The following is a 15,696-nucleotide window of genomic DNA, read 5'->3' as shown; positions in this document are numbered from 1 at the left end:
GGACTGTCGATGTGCCTGCCTGCCCTATCCCCGATTCCCTATTCGCTGGTTCTGTCGTCCTGCGGGGTCAGGTCGATTTCACTCAGAGCCAAGATCAAGCGGCTTTCGACGTCCGTAGTGGCTTCAAGCGTCGCGTGCAGTTCCCGTCGGCCCTGCTCAAGGAGCTTGTCGACGCTGGTCTTGATGTGGGGTGCGGGGGGAAGCGTGGCTGCGTAGCGCGCGGCTGCCAGCCTGCTGTCGACATCCGTGGTCGGAGTCAGGGCGTTGGTCAGACGCTGCATGGCCAAGGCCAGCGTTTCATCCAGGGGTCGGGCGGCGCTCCGCCTGGGCGAATTGCTCATAGTGCGCCTCCTGCGTCCTCTTCTTGAAGCATGCGATCGAGGCTGCGACGTGCGCGGACCAGATTCTGACGGACGTTCGGCGCCGGCATTCCCAAGGCCTCCGCAGTCTCCGTCGGTGTGGATCCGTCGATTTCGAAGGCCATGACGGTCCGCTGGAGAACGGGGAGCTGCCGCAGCAGCTGCACCAGGTCGATTTGTTCTGCTATGTCGCCGCTCCGGTCCGCAACAGCCGTGTCGGGAAGGTCGGCGGGGTCCGATGCCCAGGTCTTTTCCTTCCCCTTGGCCTTCAGCCACATCCGCCACGCCGTCTTTCGTAGCCAGGCCTGGGGGTGCGTCACCGATGTCCACGCCTGGGCCAGTTGCACGAAAGCGCTTTGGACAGCGTCCTCGGCGTCGTGCCTTCCCGCGCCGGCGGCGATCAGGAACGCGACGGTCGGCGTGAAACGGGCCCGGAAGAGGGTCTCGTACCGCTGCTCCTGTTCCTCGGACAATCCCTGTTGGTCCTGTGACGGCCCTGGCTGTCCCTTTTCCAGGACCAGGGTCCCGGTACTCAGCTCGTACTCGGTGCGCGCGGTCATCAGCAGCCTGCGCCACGACGCGACCGAAGGGCGTCGGAGAAGCAAGGCGTGCCGTTCCCGTTCGGTCATACCGCCCCACACGCCGTACTCGACCCGGTTGTCGAGTGCGTCGGCGAGGCATTCCGTCCGCACGGGGCAGCCCGTACATACCGCCTTCGACCGGTTGTCTGCTTGGGATGCCACAAACAGCTCGTCCGGGTCGGTGGTCCGGCAGGACGCCTGCCCCGACCAGTCAGACACCCACGGTGACACTGTTTCCCCCCTGCTTCTCGACCGTTTGCGGATTCCCGACCTCAACGGTGATCTTGTCGTGTTCATCCGTGACGCGACTGCCGCTCGGCAGGCCCCGGACCATCTCGCTGCGGTGACTGCTGCGCGTGCGAGCCATGGTGGTGTGGCCGCGTACGCGGATCCAGGTCCGCAGCACACTCACGAGGTATCCGGCCCCGACGGTGAGGGCTGCAATTTCGTACTCCGCCATCGCTGGGGCTCCGATCGATCGTCTGCGGCACGCTGTCGAAGGGTGAGTGCCTGTGAGGGGCTTGCTGCGTGACCTCGGATCCGAATCTTTTTTGGAATCTTGCGGATCGGGCGGACCGGAGCGGCCCGGGGAGCATCGCCCGATGCTCCGCATCGAATCCCACATCTCCACCGCCCGGCTGATACTCCGCCCGTTCCGGCCCGAGGGCACCGAGTACGTCTACGACTACCAGCGTCGGCCCGACGTCGCCCGGTTCATGCGGTGGGAGCCGCGCGGGCGGAGGACGTCCGGGGGTGGTGGAGCAGATGGCTCGGGAGGCCGAACTGGCTTGGGACGGGGACTGTCTCAGCCTGGCGGTCGTCGAGCCGGGCACGGGAACTGTCATCGGGCAGGTCGAACTGGTCCTGCTCAGCACGCAACGCCGCCAGGCGAGATCGGCTACCTCTTCCACCCCGCCCACCAGGGCAAGGGGTACGCCACCGAGACCGCGGTCGCCGTCCTGAGCCTGCCTTCGACACCCTGGGGCTGCAGAGCCGTGTACTGGGCCAGGATCTCGGTCAGGTCGGCACCGGTCGCCTTCCTCTGCCGGTGCTCGTTGCCGCGAACCAGCGACATCCACGCCGCGTCAGCGAGACCCCACGGGCGGTACCGGCCAGTGCGGTCCTACGCCCACGCGGTCTTCGTCGGCCGCTGAGAGCTGACATCCGCGATCAATGGCAGCAGCGAGCTCGGCGGATGCCGGCGCACCCACTGAACGTATTCGCGATCGGTGACGGGGGTACTCGAAGAAGGAGCGGGCCATGCCCGTGATTCTCTTCCTGCGGCCTCGCTCCGGCACCTCGTTTCCCAGTAGGGATGACGCAGCACGCCGACCGACGCATCCGGCCAAACGGAGACCGGCATACCCCACCCAAGTCATGGAAAGGAGTCCGGATCAGCCCTGCCCGTGCACCACTCCGGACATCAACCGCACCAGCTCCCGCCGCGCCTCGATCAGCGAGCTACGCCGCGACCAGTCGAGTACATCCCCCAGCTACGCGCGCTTTCATGCCCTGCGAAACCTTCTACGCGACGCCTACCTTGAGCTGTTGAACGACACCGCAGCTGGCCGCGAACTCGGAGCAAACGAAGCCTCGCTCAGGATGCGCAGGGATCTCCTATTCACCCTCGTCGAAGGGGCAGTCCTGACGCGCCGCGGCGATCCAAGCCGGTCGACCGCAGAGCTGGCACAGGCGACAGCCGATGTGGCCCTGCGCATAGCGGGCGTTGCTGTGGGCCGGGTCTAGCTGGCGGGATCCCGGTCTGAGTTTGGCCAGTTCGGCAAGATCAACGAGGCATGGGATGGCAGGCCCCGACGTTGCCCTGGCACGGCTCGCCCGTGCCGTGGTAGGTGTTCGCGACAATCACGCCGAGCACCACCACCAGCAGCAAAAAGCCCCATAGGACGATCCCTATCGGATGGAGGCTAAACCAAGCCGTCATCTTCTGGCGCCGGGTGCGGCGAGCTGGGCTGGCCGCACCGAGACGGTCATCCGTCATGATTCCCCCCGAGGATTGCTCATGCTGCGGACATGAGTACCTGGGCTATTCCCACCTCTGTCCGACCGCATGCGAATCGCCCGGGGGCGAGTAGTAGCCGTACGGCGCTTAACCGGTGAGATTGATCATGGTGGCGGCCGCGCCCAGAGGTCGGATGCCCCCTCACCCGCCAGCGGGCGGCCGGACGAGCGGCTGCGAGGGCGCACGCGCGCAGGACGACTGCGGTCCCGAAGGCCGACAAGCTCACCGGCTTCTGAGCTGAGCCGGGGGCGGCTGCGGGTGAAGTCCTTCGATGGGTTGAGGCCCGTAGCTGGTGCTGGCGGCGTCAAAGCGGCGGGCGTAGTGGGCTTCGTTCGGTGCGTGCCGGGGTGGTCATCGTGGGTAGGCGCGGTGGGTAGGGTCGCGGAGGTACTTTTCAAGATGTTTTGGGGTATTTATGCATCGTCAGATGCGGTTGGATGGCCGTGTGGTGGCGGCGGTTCTGTTCGTCGGCGTGCTCGCGGGCTGCAATCCGGGGGTGGCCGCCGAAGGTGACGTGAAGCCGTCCCTGTCCGGTGAGGGGAAGGGCGGTGGGCAGGGTGCGCCGGGAGCACCAGCGCTTCCGGGCTTGTCGACGACGGCGGTGGCCCGGGGCCAGCTCACCGGACTCAAGGTCGCGAACCAGCAGGCGATGACGGGGTACAGCCGGGCGAAGTCCACGCACTGGACCGGCCAGGGTCGACGCCTGCGACACCCGCGAGGTGGTCCTGGAGCGCTCCGGGAAGGAGGTGAAACGCGGCAGCGAGTGCAAGGCGGTCTCCGGGACTTGGGTGTCGGTCTACGACGGGATCACCGTCACCGACGCCGGGAAGCTCGACATCGACGACTTGGTCCCACTCGCCAACGCCTGGCGGTCGGGCGCCGGGTCGTGGACTACGGAGCGGCGTAAGGAGTTCGCGAACGACCTGACCCGCCCCCAGCTCCTCGCGGTGTCCGCGGCGATGAACCGGTCCAAGGGCGACCAGGGCCCCGACGAGTGGCAGCCACCCGCGAAAGCGTACTGGTGCACGTACGCGACGGCGTGGACGAACGTGAAGGCCACCTATCAGCTGACGGTGACCGAGGCGGAGAAGAAGAAGTTGACCGAGATGCTGGAGACCTGCTCATGACCGGCCACCAGCCCGACAACGCCCCGGATCCCGACCGCGGCGGCACCCCGGAAGGGGTGGTCCCGTTGACCGACCACGTGAAGGCGGGTCCCGGCGGCGTGATGACGGACGAGGTCGGCGTCATCACCGGCGACGTCAGCGTCACCACCACGGCGGGCCCGGACGGCACCGTGGACGTCCGGATCCAGTACACCGGCGCGGAGGAGTCCTACACCCTCACCGGCAGCCCGGCCCCCCTCCCAACCGGCGGTCTCGCAGCCTTCCACGAACGGGTCATCGGCGCCGTCAGGGCAGGTGGCGCCGCCGAAGTCCCCCATCTCTAGCAACTGCCAGGTCCCCGCCCATCGTGGCCGGCCGCCGTGAGCATCTGCCCGCGAACCAGCGGGGTGTTGGCGGCTCTGTCCTCAGCTTCCAGCGGAAGCGTGTTGACGCGCGGCCCGCACGTAAGGGGCCGGCGCCTATGGCGCCGGCCCCTTACGCCTTTCCGCAGGCTCACGCCCAAACCGTGCGCAGCGTCGCGACGCCTTCTAGCCGGGGGCTGTGCGGTTGCCGGATCAGGGTGCTGCGCACTCTTTCCAGGTGAAGTGGTAGACGCTGTCGTCGGTGGAGTCGAGCGTCATGTAGCTGGTGGTGGCCGGGTCTGAGATCCCGACCTCGGTGAGCAGTTCGGTGTTGATATTGAAGTTGGACTGTTCGCCGCAGGGGGCGAAGACCAGGGCGTCGGCGTCCGTGGTGTCGGTTGCCTGCCCGTTGTCGTCGAGCGTCCCTTGGAACGTGTGGGTGCGGGCCTCGGCCTGTGGCATGCCTTGTAAGCAGTAGCTGTAGCTGCCCTTGTGGGTGCCGGTGGCGCCCTGCTGGAGGCTTGCGTAGCCCCGGTAGTCGACCTAGTCGGCGCGCTCGCGGGCTGCAGTCCGGGGGGACGGCTGGCAGCGACGCGAAGCCGTCCATGCCCGGGGAGGGCAAGGACGGCGGGTGCCCCGACTAGCACACTGCGGGGTGTCGTGCCCATACTTGAAGGAGAGTCTGATGCCGGCCACCGGTACCGAGGTGCTTCCCCCCTCCGAACTCGCGACCAGTGACCGTCGCGCAGGCTGTGGTTGTCGGAACAGGCCGAGGGGTTCGGATTTCCGGCGGAGAAGTGAGATGTTCTGCCCGGTGATCCGGTTGGGTTTTTCCAGCCTCTCCGGCTATACGGTTGCACGCCCTCCCACGGCAATGTGACGTTGTGTCGCACATTGCCAGTATTCGGGACGTCAGCCAAAATTTTTCAGCTCCAGCCAACTTGTGCCGTCTGGCAGTGAGCAGCCGAGGTGAGGCCGGAAAGGCAACGTGATGTCGGAGCGCATCCTGTACTACGGGGCGTCCGGGCGGGGATGCATCGGTACCATCGACGCCAACAATGTCCTTGACGACGTGGAGGTTTTGCCCGAAGGGGCCTTCGCCCCGGATTGGACACTCATCACCGCTCTCAGCAACAACTGCATCCTGCACTACGCGGGCGCGTCGGGGCGTGCGTGCATCGGTTCAATCGACGCCGAAAATGTCCTCCAGGACGTGGTCACCTTCCCCGAGGCTCCCGTGGGTCCTTTCAGTCTGGGCTTTAGGGAGGTTGCCACGCTCAGGGGTGATCTCGTCTTGTTCTATGCGGACTTGAACGGGCACTCTTATCTCGTCAGAATTCCTGACGACAACACTCCGGACACAATCAGTGTCTATAACCCTGGGGAATTCGCTCCGGACTGGAGGCAAATCACCTGGCTCGGCGGGAATCGTTTCCTGTTCTGTGGGGCAGGTGGGCGCGGAGTTGTTTGTACCCTCGGCAGTAATAACATCTTCCACGACGGGCCCGTCTTCCCCGAAGGCCCCTTTGCTCCGGACTGGAAGCAGATCACCGCATTCGGTGACGGTCGCATCCTGTACTACGGGGCGTCTGGGCGTGGACTAATCGGGACCGTCGACGGCGACAACGACTTTGACGACTGGGTGGCTCTGCCCGAGGGAACCTTCGCCCCGGACTGGATACAGATCACCTCCTTGCGTGTACCGGGATAGCCGTCCCAGACGACGGGATCGCCGCCCCCACCGTAGGGGCCAAATCCGCGACCATGCGGGCTACGGCCTCCTCGACGAGCACCTGGCTGCCTCACCAACCCCCTGGAAGGAACAGCCGTCCGCTACCGCGGCGGGCCGCCTCTTGGACGCCACCCTGCATGCCCTGGCGACGCCACCATCCGCGCAGCCCGCGCCCGTGTCCCGGGCTCTGTCCGATGCCGCGCTCGCCGCCTCGCCTGGTCCGCGGTGCGAGGACTGGAGACATCACCACCGGGCGACTTGGATGGGCAGTGATCGTTTGCACGGCCTTCGGTGGCCGGACGAGATCAGGTCCGCCTCCCAGGTCGACGTCCCGGACGTCGGGGTGTCCGAGGAGGAGGTCGACGCCGCCATCAAGCTCGCCGAGACCCTCTCCGGGACGGACATGAGCGAGCTGCGCGACGAGTACCGCGACGCGCTGGAGAAGCTGATCCAGGCCAAGGCAGCCGGCACCCGCCCCGAACCCGCCGAGGCAACCGAGCCCCCCTCCGCGCAGGTCGTCGACCTCATGGCCATGCTGGAACGCTCCGTCAGCGAGGCGAAGGCCGCGCGGACCGGCGGCCCCGACGCCACCGTCCACGACCTGCCCGCGAAGAAGACGGCCGCGGCCAAGAAGCAGCCCGCGAAGAAGACGGCGGGCCGCAAGCCGCGCAGCGCCTGAGAGGCGGGCGCGAAGCGGCCTGCGAGGCCCCGCGTAGGACGTCGGCACGACATGGTCAAGGTGGCCAACGGGTCACCCGCGCGAGATCACGTCCGGGCGCATCGTTCCTTCGGTGAATCACTTCCCCCAGTAGGGTGAGAGTCCCTCTGTAAGGGCCTCGTTGGCGCGGGCCGGGGCGCTATCACCGGGGCGTGATCAAGAACCTTTCCCGCGGCCTCGCTGCCGCTGCCCTGGCCTTCGCCGCCCTCGCTCCGGCCGCCCCTGCGCACGCCGACGAGTACACCCTCACCGACGCCATCACCTCCCTGTCGGTTGCCGCGGAGGTCCGCGACGGCTACCGCCGTGAGCTGTACCCGCATTGGAAGGACGATGACAAGAACGGCTGCTCGGCCAGGAACGACGTGTTGATCGCCGAGGCGATCGAGGCCCCCGACCGTCGGGGCCGGCCGGGGTCGACATCGACCACATGATCCCGCTCGCGGAACTCCACGACTCCGGAGGTTACGGCTGGACGACGGAGCTGCGCCGCCGGTACGCCAACGACATCAGCAGCGACGTCACCCTCGTCGGTGTCACCGAGCGCTCCAACAGGCAAAAGTCTGACCAGGACCCGCAGAGCTGGATGCCGGCCCCGGCGGTGCACTGCCGGTACATCGGGGAATGGGTGGCGACCAAGCACCGGTGGGCGCTGTCCGTGGACCAGGCCGAGCGTGAGGCGCTGCTGCGATACGCGGCCGGCTGCCCGAACGCGGTGCTGGCCTTCGACCGGGCCAGCTGACGGATACCCCGTCCGGCGTCGTGAAATCTCGTCGGTCGTGCGCGCCGCCCGCCCCGGAGCGGACGGCACTGTCCCAATGTGTATGACGGACCAAGCGGCCGCAGGCCTGCGGGTCCTGCTGCGCACCGGCCGCCCGGTGACTTGCCGCCACTGCCGGAAGGCCTGACTCCCGGCGGGAACCCCTCCGCCTCGCCCAGTCGGATCCCGCTCGTCCTGGGATGCTGGTGCGGGTACCCGGGGCCCTTGCCGCTGGCTGCGGTCGAGCATGACCCGCCAGGATCCGGTTCCTCCGACAGAGCTGCTGCTTCCGGTGGCGTTGGGGGATGACGTCGGGGACGGGGTGGAGCGGGGGCTGGATGAGGGGGCGGTCGTCACCGGTCAGCGTGTGGGCGGTGAACCCGGCCGTGTGGAAGCGACCGTCCGGCTCGAAGGTGGTCAGGGTGCCCACGGGCTGGGCGGCGGTGGTGCGGGATGGGCATTGGTCGCCGATCATTCCATCAGACCGGCCGCTGGTGAAGATCGAAGATGACCGCAACCCGCCGCGCTTGATCATGACCGCGCGGGTGTGTGGCGGCCCAGCCCGCTGCAGGCCGACGGCGGCCCGGGCGTCTCCGTTCCCGGCTTCCTTCACCGATCTGTGTCCGTTTCGAAGGCCTTGCGTATTCTTTAAGGATTTTTCTCATTTATGGGATCATTTGTTCGCCCGACTGCTCGGGCGCCTTGCCCCCACCCCTGAGGAGTCGTCCCGTGTCCGCACAACCGTCCCCCCTCCCGGCCGGGCGCAGGCTGACCTGGCCGTGGTCGTCGTCTACCTGGCGATCATCCAGGGGCTCGGCGCGCTCATAGGCGTCGACCGGGGCAGCAGCGACAGCCAGTTCCCCACCACCGAATCAATCGTCCGAAACGGCGTGATCCCGATCGGCCTGTCGGTGCTGTTCGGCGCCGCCGTGGTGACCTGGCTCGGCTGGTGGGGCAGCGTCCTCAACTACCGGGTGCCGGTGCGCCGCTGGGTGCGGTTCGTCCCGATCTCGATGCTGGTGGTCGCCGTCTTGGCGGTGAACTACCCCAACCTCGCCGACCAGCCGGCCTCCATGGTGCTCGCCCTGGCCGCGATGACCGCGCTGGTCGGCATCGGCGAGGAGCTGATGTTCCGCGGGATCGGCGTCCAGGTTTTCAAGCGCGCCGGCCTCAGCGAGGGCAAGGTCGCCCTCTGGTCCTCGGTGGTCTTCGGCATCGTCCACGTCAGCAACGCCTTCGGTGAAGGCGGCGCTGCCGTCTTCCAGGCCGTGATCGTCTCCACCTCCGGTTACTTCTTCTACCTCTGCCTGCGCGTCGGCGGGGTGCTCCTGCTGCCGATGCTGGTCCACGGGCTGTGGGACTTCAGTCTCATTTCCAACGGCGTCGGCGCCGACCCTAAGGCGTACCCCGGCATGATCCTGCCGATCGCCCTCCAGGTCGTCCTGATCGTCAAGCGCCGCACCGCCGAACCCACCGCCCACGCCGAAGCCGGGGCCCAGCCCGCCCCCGCCGGGCACTGACACACCCGCTGCACCGGGGATGCCCCCGCCCACCGGGCGGGGGCATCACGTGTCTGCACGGGACGGGCCGGGTGATGTCATTGAGGGGGAGGGTGGTTGGGGTGTCGGTGGGTCGGTGAGCTGGGGTGTTGCAGGTTTGTGTGAGAACGGTTTTGCGGTGTCAGAGGCGGCTTGACCTGGGGTTGTTGCGGGTTGGTTGGGAAAGTGTCTGGGTGTTGTAGATGGCGTCTGGGCCTAAAGGACAGAGATGTGATCTCACCGCAGAGGCGGGCCCGAGGCTCGCATCGGTGGGTGTCAGCGCTCGTACGTACAGTTGCCGGATGGGCTTCTTAGCATCGGGAGTTGAGGGGGGACAGCAGGTGCCGTCACCAGGCCGTAGCCGCGGGACGAGGGCAGACTTCAGCAAAGAGACTCGTTTGAAGCTCGCCCAGCGCGCCGGATTTCGTTGCTCCAATCCTCAGTGTGGGGCATTGACGATCGGCCCGGGGGCTGGACCTGAGGGCGTCTCGGACACCGGCACGGCTTCCCATATCTTTGCCGCAGCGGCAGGTGGCCCACGGGGAACCGGCGGCCTTTCGGATGAGGAACGCTCCACAATATCCAATGGAATTTGGATGTGCGCGAATTGTGGTCGCCTGGTCGATGTGAACGCGGGAAAGATGTATTCGGCGTCCTTGCTTCGGAGCTGGAAGGACCTGCACGAGAATCGGACGCGGCTTGAACAGGGAGGGCATGTTCAGCCCTTTGGGTGGGTGCAGTCGCTTGAAGTGACGAGCCATTACCTTTTTATGCCGGGTGTCATTCGGCTTTCGAAACTCAACCTGCTGTTCGGTATGAATGGCTCGGGGAAGACCCGCCTGTTCCATCTGCTGACGTGCATGACCTCTCCCCAGCTGCTTATGGATGCGGCATTTCCCAATCATCCGGCCGATCTTACGTGTGAGATCACCTGGTTCGACCCGGCGCTGCGGCGTGCGACTGTGGAGGTGCGCGGCGAAGCGCTGGAGTACCACGTTGACGCCAGGAGGGTCCCGCTCCCTCCCCGTCCCTACCGGGTCTGGTCCTTCGGCACACGGAATCAGGGCTTTGCGGTGGATTTGTCTACGATCGGCGGTATAGCTGATTTCTTGGATATCGACCCATGGGCAGCGCGGACTGTTGTTCGCAGCCTCCCTGATCTGCTGCCCGACTTGATATCTGGTGTGACCGTGAGCGACAAGGGGTCCGTCGACATCAGTTCTGTGCGGGCATGGCGAGCAGCGGACCGGCGTCACGTATTTAAGTTCTATGTGCTCGCCGCTTTTGCCGAGTTGCAGGCTCGTTCGGAGCCGACAATTCTAGTTCTCGACGAGCCGTTCGACTTCATGCATCCCGTTATGGAGCTGGAGGTTCTGGACCTGTTTGAGCGCTCTCACTGGACATTTCAGGTGATCCTTGCCACCTTCAGCCCTCATGCTTACGATCGGCGTCACCAAGGGTGGAGTGCAACTGTCCTGATGCCCGCTGACGGTCGAAAGTCCAGAATTTCTCAGGAGGATGACGACGTGGAGGCGATCAATAAGGCACCCGAGGGTGAATCGTGGGAAGAGATCATTAGGAAATTGGGGCCGAACAACAGGGGGCTGTGAACGGCTCCTGCTGGCTCACGCGCGCGTAGCCCCGAGGAAGTCCCGGGCGGGCATCGCCTCGGTGAGGGACTGTACTTCGACGTTGCGGCCGGTTCGGGGTGCGTGGAGGACCTGGCCGTCGCCGGCGTAGAGGCCGACGTGGTAGATGTCGCCGCCGCGGCGGGACCAGAACAGCAGATCGCCGGGGCGCAGCTGGTCGCGGGCGATGGGCCGGTGGGAGGTGGCCGCGTACTGTGCGGCGGCGGTGCGGGGGAGCCGGGTGCTGGGCCAGTACGCGTACTGCACCAGGGACGAGCAGTCGAAGCCCTCGCTGGCGCCGTTCTTGCCGTCGACGTCGCGCCCCCATGGTCGGCGCGACCCTGCGCGCCCTGACCGCCCCGGCTGGCGCCCCGGTCCCCGACGGCCCCCGCGCCTCCGCCACCGCAGCCCGCTCCCGCTCCACCACCACCCCGACCGGCGCCGCGCCCGGCCAACCGCGCCCGCAGAGCCTTGCCGTGCCCGCACACCGGCAGCAGGCCGCCCCGGCCAAGGCCTCAGGCCGGTCCAAGTGACGGCGGACCACCGGGCCGGGGCCGTAGCGGTACGGGTTCAGGGCCGGTGCAGGATGTCGTGGGTGCCGACGCGGTGCCAGATGATGTGGCGGCCGTGGTGGCGCTGGCGGCCGTACGTCCAGGTCGCGCGGCCGTCGGGCGCCCAGGTCAGTTCGTAGACGCCGGGAGCCACCCGTACGCCCTTCACCTGTAATCCGGGGCGGAAGCACCCGGTGCGCAGGTCCGGGACGAAGGCCTCCTTCACGACGCGCAGGAACCGCCGGCGCTGGGCGGTGGTGAGGCGCTCCAGGTCGGCGGTGAAGGGGGTGAGGGTCTCGTAGGTGGGCACCGCGGGATCTCCTTCGGGCAGCACGACGAAGGCCCCCGGCGTCTGCCGGGGGTTTTTGATGATCTGCGTGGTTTTGTCGGTGGGTTTCGGCAGGTTCTTGGCAGTGCCCTGGGTGTTGTTTTCCCAGGTGGGAGCGGGTGTTCGTGACTGACATGGGGTGCCGTGCGCCGTCGTGGGGTTCGGTCTGCGGCTCAGATCGTCGGCGTACACGTCAAAGTGCCCAGCCAGTTGCATGCTCTCGATGGGGCAGGGGGGGTGTCGTGTATGGCCGAAATGACGAGCTGTCGTCCTACCCTTTCGGGGGCACGCCCGTTCCGTGAAGGCCGAAGAGTCGCGTAAGTGCCACGGTGACGGGGTGGGCGTAGTGGGCCAGGTGCCTGGAAGCCCAGTCGGTCGCCAGCGCGAGGAAGTCGGCCAGGTCGCGTTCGGCGGCGACGAGCAGGGCGCGGAGCTCGGTGAGGGGCAGTTCGATCACCGGACTGTCGCTCTGGTTTGCATCGACGGTGAGGCGGACGGTGTCACCGAAGCGCTCGGCGACCGGTGAGACGGGGTCGTGGCCGAACCAGAGCGGGCTGCCGTCGTCGATGAACCGGTCCCAGTCCCGCCAGTCCTCCAGCCCGTCGCAGCAGCCGGGCAGGAAGGTGATGCCTGTCGAGGTGTCTGTGACCCGAAGGCCGCCGGACACGATGAGCGGGTCGAGCGTCAGTAGTCCGTGGAGGAAGGAGCCCAGCGGGTCGGCCGGCCTTGGCGGGCTGTCCGAGTCGATGTCAGCATCATTGCAGGCGGCGATGCCCATCATCGCCGTCCCGACCTCGGTAGGTGAAAGGTCACCGCTGAGGGGCTGGAAGCTGAAGCGCTCGACCTCGGCGACAGACCAGAGGCCAAAGGCATCGGGGGCGACTATTTCCACGACAGGCTGCATCACGATCACCTTGCGAAGTCTCCGGCATCCTCCACCCCTACCGCCTCCCCATTTTCCCAGGCGCCCGCGTCATCAGAGCTGAACTCCTTCGGCAATACGTCCCTGCGCACATGCCGGGCTAGGTGACACTCAGGTGTGGAAGGCGCTGGAGATACGCGCCAGGTCTTCTGGTGGCAGGGCGAACGCGTTGGATGGGTTGCGGTAGGAGTGCGCGCCGTTGTCCCCGCGGACGCCGTTCTTACTTTTCCAGCGGGAGGGTCCTGCTGCGCCCTGGCCGTCGGCTAGAGCGGTAGCGAGTGCCTCTGGGTCCTCAACGACCGTCAGGGCGGTGAGGGCTGCCGCGAGGCGGGGTGCCGCGCTCTCTGGAGTGCGGTCGTCTCCAAGTGCCGGCAGCAGTAGCAGGAGTCGGCTGTCCGGATCGGCGCTGCTGCCTCCCGGCAACTGGTTGTCGGCGGCGTAGAGCAACTCGGTCCAAGACAGGGCGGGACCCATGAAGTGTCCGTCGTCTGTGGCCAGCAACAGCGCCCGCTCCCAGCTGGAGTGGTGCAGGACGTAGTCGACTCCTGGATCGTCTTTCCACGCGCGGTAGACCACGTGCAGGAGATGCCCGCCAGTCAGCGGGATCGTGAAGACGGGCCACTGCGCCTGCTCGATGAGCTCCCGGTGGAACTCCTCGGCCGCGTCGTAGTCCGCGCCGAAGAGGAGCTCTTCGGTGTCCTCGTCATGGGCGCACGAGTACAGGTGGCCGGGCCAGAAGAGGGGTTCGTCCAGCAGCCCTGGCCGGTGGACGAGGGGGCGGCCTTCGTACCCGGGTATCTCCATCATGCCCATCATCATGCCGCCTCGCCGAGCACGAGCTACGCCCTGCTTCTGGGTGCGCCGCACGCCCCGGTCGTCGGGGCGTGCGGCGGGTGTTCGGAGGGGTACGCCGGGCTGATTCGCCGGTGGGGGGTCAGTGGGGTAGGCGGATGTGGACGGTGGTGGCGTGTTCGGTGAGTGATGATGTGCATTGATTTGTCAGTGATTTTTCGGCGTTGATGTGTCAGTGGGTCTTCGGGGGATTGCTGCTGGTCGGTGGGTGCGTGGGCTGGGTTTTGGTACTGACGGTTGGTGCCGATTTCGCGGTGACGTCTTTGCCGTTTTGCCTGGTCAGTTTGGTGGAGATTGGTACATGCCCTGACGACGCCACGGTCCGCGAAGGCTATGCCTTGGGGCAGCCGGCTCCGGCTGAGGCCGCGGCTCCGCCCATCGGCGCGGCTGTGCGGTGAGGGGCTGCGAGTGCGCGAGCGCCGCGACGTCGCTGTATCCCGCCCAGAGGTAGAGGGGAAGTAGCCAGTGTGGCGGGGTCTGAGTATCCGTACTCAGGACCTTGCCCGGTTCCCTTGAAAGGCTGCTGTCCATGTCTAAGGGTTATAGCGTTCTTGGCAGCGCGTTAACGGGTGCGGTGACCGGGTGGATGGGGCTGGCTCTGTGGCAGTGGGCCGATGCCGCCGATGCGCGAGCCTGTGAGGAAAGCACGTCGATCTGCTTCACCGCCTTCCCGTTCATTGGCATCGGGCTGTGGGCGTTCCTGGCTGTGCTCATGTTCGCGGTCGCGTTGGGCCTGTTGGGCGTGCGACCTCTGAAGGTGACGGTGCCAGCCTGTGTGGCGCTGCAGATGTACGCGCTTCTCCTCCTTCCCTTCCTCGGGGATGACGTGCCACAGCCCTCCGCCGCAACTTTGACCGTGCTGGCGCTTGTTGCGGTGCTTGTCGCCGTCTGCACGGTCCCTGCTTGGCGGCGCGCCGGTCTGGTGGCCACCGGCGTGCTGATGCTCGCGTCCTTCGTGGTCGTCGGCCCCCCTGGGGACTTCCTGTGAGTGGCCGTGAACCTGCGCAGTTTCACTGATCCACGACACCGACAGCCGGTGAGATTTTGGGTGGGGGAGCAGCAGGGCTTTCCAGTGTCTAGCCAGGGTCTAAGAATGAATCACAGAAGTGGGATGTTGGAGTTTCGGTCATGAGGTCGCTCCAGCTGTTCCTGCGGCGGGGGTTTCGGGCTGGATCCCCTGCGCCCCAGCACGTTGTTGGGCTCGCCTCTTTCTCTGGGTGAGGCCCTCTACCGCGGTATTCGTGTGGGTGGTGGACTGGGGGCATGCAGGCCGTATGGGTAGCACTCATTGCTGTTCTGGGCACTTTGGCGGGCTCTATTGCGACTGGTGTGATGCAGCGTTTCCACGCTGAACGGGCTTTGGCGAGGGATAGGGAGCATCACAGACAGCAGAGGCAGCTGGATGTCGTCTGCAGCTTCGTGGAGTCGATTGCTGAACTAAGGCGCCGGCAGATCTGGAGGTGGAGCACGAGGCGCGACCGGGGTCGTGACAGTGATGATTACCGTGAGTCGAAGGATGCCTGTTTCCAGGCTCGTGCGGCCAGTCGGGGATGTCTGCTCCGTTTACAGCTTGCCGGTCTTCCTGAGGGCTTGGTGCAGCAGGGGAAGGCTGTGTTCGAAGTCAGTATCACCATTGAGGAGGCTGCTGATGTGGACGAGTTGAACCGGATTGCTGAAGTGGCCCGAGAGGCACTGGAATCTTTTGTGGGTGAGGCGGGACGGTTCTGTTCCCGTTTCTGATGGGGCGCCATGCGTACCTCGTCAACGGTGGTGTGACGTGGGTGGGAGCGAAGCAGGCACCCCGACGAGTCACATCGCCCGGGACGGTAGCCGATCGATCAGCGAATGCAACGCCCGAGGCCCTTTGCAGGCGGGCGGGAGGAGCACAGAGCCGGAGGACAGTCCGTACTGCTGCCGGCTCGGTCCGCGGAGCGGGCTGGTCCTGAAGGCGGAGCCGGAAGGACCCAGGGTGGGGGAGCGAAGCGGACCCGCCCAACGGGCCGAAGGCCCGTACCCCATGAAACGGGATCACCTCCCGCGCGCAGCGCGGGAGCCTAGGGGGGTCTGCGCAGCGAGCCCGGCTCTGGTGGAGCGCAGCGCAACCAGAGCTAGTCCGAAGCGAAGCGCAGGGCCCCGGCCCGAAGGGCCGGCCACAGCTCGGAGCGAAGCGCAGAGCCAGGCGCCGAAGGCGCCTCGGCCGAGCGCAGCGAGGCCGTTCGGTCCTGAGCGCGCAGCGCTCAGG

General features: G+C 66.6%; 20 protein-coding genes and 2 pseudogenes. 12 read left to right on the top strand and 10 right to left on the bottom strand.

All coding sequences use genetic code 11. The features are described 5' to 3' along the window. Window positions 1-38: 38 nt before the first annotated feature. From OG276_RS40095 to OG276_RS40080, 4 genes and pseudogenes are all read right to left on the bottom strand, one after another. Complete coding sequence (locus OG276_RS40095; RefSeq protein WP_266914673.1) at window positions 39-341, bottom strand: hypothetical protein; 303 nt, start codon at window positions 339-341, stop codon at window positions 39-41. Continuing rightward, window positions 338-637 carry a sigma-70 family RNA polymerase sigma factor gene (locus OG276_RS40090; RefSeq protein WP_266914914.1) on the bottom strand — a complete coding sequence of 100 codons (300 nt, stop codon included), beginning with the start codon at window positions 635-637 and terminating at the stop codon, window positions 338-340. Before OG276_RS40090 ends, OG276_RS40095 begins: the two co-directional genes overlap by 4 nt. A 258-nt stretch (window positions 638-895) precedes the next feature. Then, window positions 896-1,171, bottom strand: a pseudogene (locus tag OG276_RS40085) (WhiB family transcriptional regulator); the annotation flags it as partial. Further along, window positions 1,152-1,400 (bottom strand): hypothetical protein, encoded by a 249-nt coding sequence (locus OG276_RS40080; protein WP_266914671.1) that lies wholly within the window; start codon window positions 1,398-1,400, stop codon window positions 1,152-1,154. The pseudogene OG276_RS40085 and the gene OG276_RS40080, both read right to left, overlap by 20 nt. Before the next feature lie 142 nt (window positions 1,401-1,542). Between OG276_RS40080 and OG276_RS40990 the strand changes: the two genes are divergently transcribed. Continuing rightward, window positions 1,543-2,094, top strand: coding sequence for a GNAT family N-acetyltransferase (locus OG276_RS40990; protein ID WP_353963468.1), 552 nt, complete (start codon window positions 1,543-1,545; stop codon window positions 2,092-2,094). Window positions 2,095-2,726: 632 nt separating this feature from the next. On the opposite strand, the gene OG276_RS40070 is transcribed toward OG276_RS40990, so the two are convergent. Beyond that, the gene (locus OG276_RS40070) at window positions 2,727-2,939 is read right to left on the bottom strand and encodes a hypothetical protein (protein WP_266914667.1); all 213 of its coding nucleotides are present in this window, start codon (window positions 2,937-2,939) and stop codon (window positions 2,727-2,729) included. A 767-nt stretch (window positions 2,940-3,706) separates the two neighbouring features. On the opposite strand from OG276_RS40070, the gene OG276_RS40935 reads away from it, so the two are divergent. Both OG276_RS40935 and OG276_RS40060 read left to right on the top strand, forming a co-directional pair. Then, entirely contained in the window at window positions 3,707-4,087 is a 381-nt protein-coding gene (locus OG276_RS40935) for an HNH endonuclease family protein (RefSeq protein ID WP_323182432.1), read from the top strand. Continuing rightward, window positions 4,084-4,410 carry a hypothetical protein gene (locus tag OG276_RS40060; RefSeq protein WP_266914665.1) on the top strand — a complete coding sequence of 109 codons (327 nt, stop codon included), beginning with the start codon at window positions 4,084-4,086 and terminating at the stop codon, window positions 4,408-4,410. Before OG276_RS40935 ends, OG276_RS40060 begins: the two co-directional genes overlap by 4 nt. A gap of 231 nt (window positions 4,411-4,641) precedes the next feature. Here OG276_RS40060 and OG276_RS40055 read toward each other — a convergent pair. Continuing rightward, window positions 4,642-4,959: pseudogene (locus OG276_RS40055) on the bottom strand (DUF4360 domain-containing protein); the annotation flags it as partial. Between the two features lie 460 nt (window positions 4,960-5,419). On the opposite strand from OG276_RS40055, the gene OG276_RS40050 reads away from it, so the two are divergent. The 6 genes from OG276_RS40050 (at window position 5,420) to OG276_RS40030 (ending at window position 10,783) form a co-directional block, all read left to right on the top strand. Beyond that, window positions 5,420-6,139 carry a hypothetical protein gene (locus tag OG276_RS40050; protein WP_266914663.1) on the top strand — a complete coding sequence of 240 codons (720 nt, stop codon included), beginning with the start codon at window positions 5,420-5,422 and terminating at the stop codon, window positions 6,137-6,139. 283 nt (window positions 6,140-6,422) lie between these two features. Next, entirely contained in the window at window positions 6,423-6,839 is a 417-nt protein-coding gene (locus OG276_RS40045) for a hypothetical protein (protein WP_266914661.1), read from the top strand. A 191-nt stretch (window positions 6,840-7,030) separates the two neighbouring features. Then, window positions 7,031-7,309: a hypothetical protein gene (locus tag OG276_RS40930; protein WP_323182431.1), complete on the top strand. Its 279-nt coding sequence runs from the start codon at window positions 7,031-7,033 to the stop codon at window positions 7,307-7,309. Continuing rightward, on the top strand, window positions 7,306-7,617 hold the full coding sequence (locus OG276_RS40925; RefSeq protein WP_323182430.1) for a hypothetical protein: 312 nt from the start codon (window positions 7,306-7,308) through the stop codon (window positions 7,615-7,617). The genes OG276_RS40930 and OG276_RS40925 overlap by 4 nt, the downstream gene beginning before the upstream one ends. 797 nt (window positions 7,618-8,414) lie before the next feature. Continuing rightward, a complete protein-coding gene (locus OG276_RS40035) occupies window positions 8,415-9,155 on the top strand; it encodes a CPBP family intramembrane glutamic endopeptidase (RefSeq protein ID WP_266914659.1) in 741 nt (246 codons plus the stop codon). A 416-nt stretch (window positions 9,156-9,571) separates the two neighbouring features. Beyond that, the gene (locus OG276_RS40030; protein ID WP_266914657.1) at window positions 9,572-10,783 is read left to right on the top strand and encodes a hypothetical protein; all 1,212 of its coding nucleotides are present in this window, start codon (window positions 9,572-9,574) and stop codon (window positions 10,781-10,783) included. Window positions 10,784-10,798: 15 nt separating this feature from the next. Here OG276_RS40030 and OG276_RS40025 read toward each other — a convergent pair whose 3' ends face one another. Continuing rightward, window positions 10,799-11,209 (bottom strand): C40 family peptidase, encoded by a 411-nt coding sequence (locus OG276_RS40025; protein WP_266914912.1) that lies wholly within the window; start codon window positions 11,207-11,209, stop codon window positions 10,799-10,801. Between OG276_RS40025 and OG276_RS40020 the strand changes: the two genes are divergently transcribed. Further along, entirely contained in the window at window positions 11,128-11,334 is a 207-nt protein-coding gene (locus OG276_RS40020; protein ID WP_266914924.1) for a hypothetical protein, read from the top strand. The genes OG276_RS40025 and OG276_RS40020 overlap by 82 nt on opposite strands. A gap of 37 nt (window positions 11,335-11,371) precedes the next feature. Here OG276_RS40020 and OG276_RS40015 read toward each other — a convergent pair whose 3' ends face one another. From OG276_RS40015 to OG276_RS40005, 3 genes are all read right to left on the bottom strand, one after another. After that, window positions 11,372-11,662 carry a hypothetical protein gene (locus tag OG276_RS40015; RefSeq protein ID WP_266914655.1) on the bottom strand — a complete coding sequence of 97 codons (291 nt, stop codon included), beginning with the start codon at window positions 11,660-11,662 and terminating at the stop codon, window positions 11,372-11,374. 289 nt (window positions 11,663-11,951) lie between these two features. Next, on the bottom strand, window positions 11,952-12,584 hold the full coding sequence (locus OG276_RS40010) for a hypothetical protein (RefSeq protein WP_266914653.1): 633 nt from the start codon (window positions 12,582-12,584) through the stop codon (window positions 11,952-11,954). A gap of 129 nt (window positions 12,585-12,713) precedes the next feature. After that, window positions 12,714-13,409, bottom strand: a complete 696-nt coding sequence (locus OG276_RS40005) for a hypothetical protein (protein WP_266914651.1) — start codon at window positions 13,407-13,409, stop codon at window positions 12,714-12,716. 574 nt (window positions 13,410-13,983) lie between these two features. Here OG276_RS40005 and OG276_RS40000 point away from each other — a divergent pair. Continuing rightward, window positions 13,984-14,442 carry a hypothetical protein gene (locus OG276_RS40000; RefSeq protein ID WP_266914649.1) on the top strand — a complete coding sequence of 153 codons (459 nt, stop codon included), beginning with the start codon at window positions 13,984-13,986 and terminating at the stop codon, window positions 14,440-14,442. A gap of 275 nt (window positions 14,443-14,717) precedes the next feature. Further along, window positions 14,718-15,194, top strand: a complete 477-nt coding sequence (locus OG276_RS39995; protein ID WP_266914647.1) for a hypothetical protein — start codon at window positions 14,718-14,720, stop codon at window positions 15,192-15,194. Window positions 15,195-15,696 lie beyond the last annotated feature (502 nt).

Source organism: Streptomyces sp. NBC_00086, from assembly GCF_026343255.1.
In the GTDB taxonomy this organism is placed as follows: Bacteria; Actinomycetota; Actinomycetes; order Streptomycetales; family Streptomycetaceae; genus Streptomyces.
The sequence above is the reverse complement of the archived record's forward strand: the minus strand, read 5'-3'. Positions and strand labels throughout refer to the sequence as shown.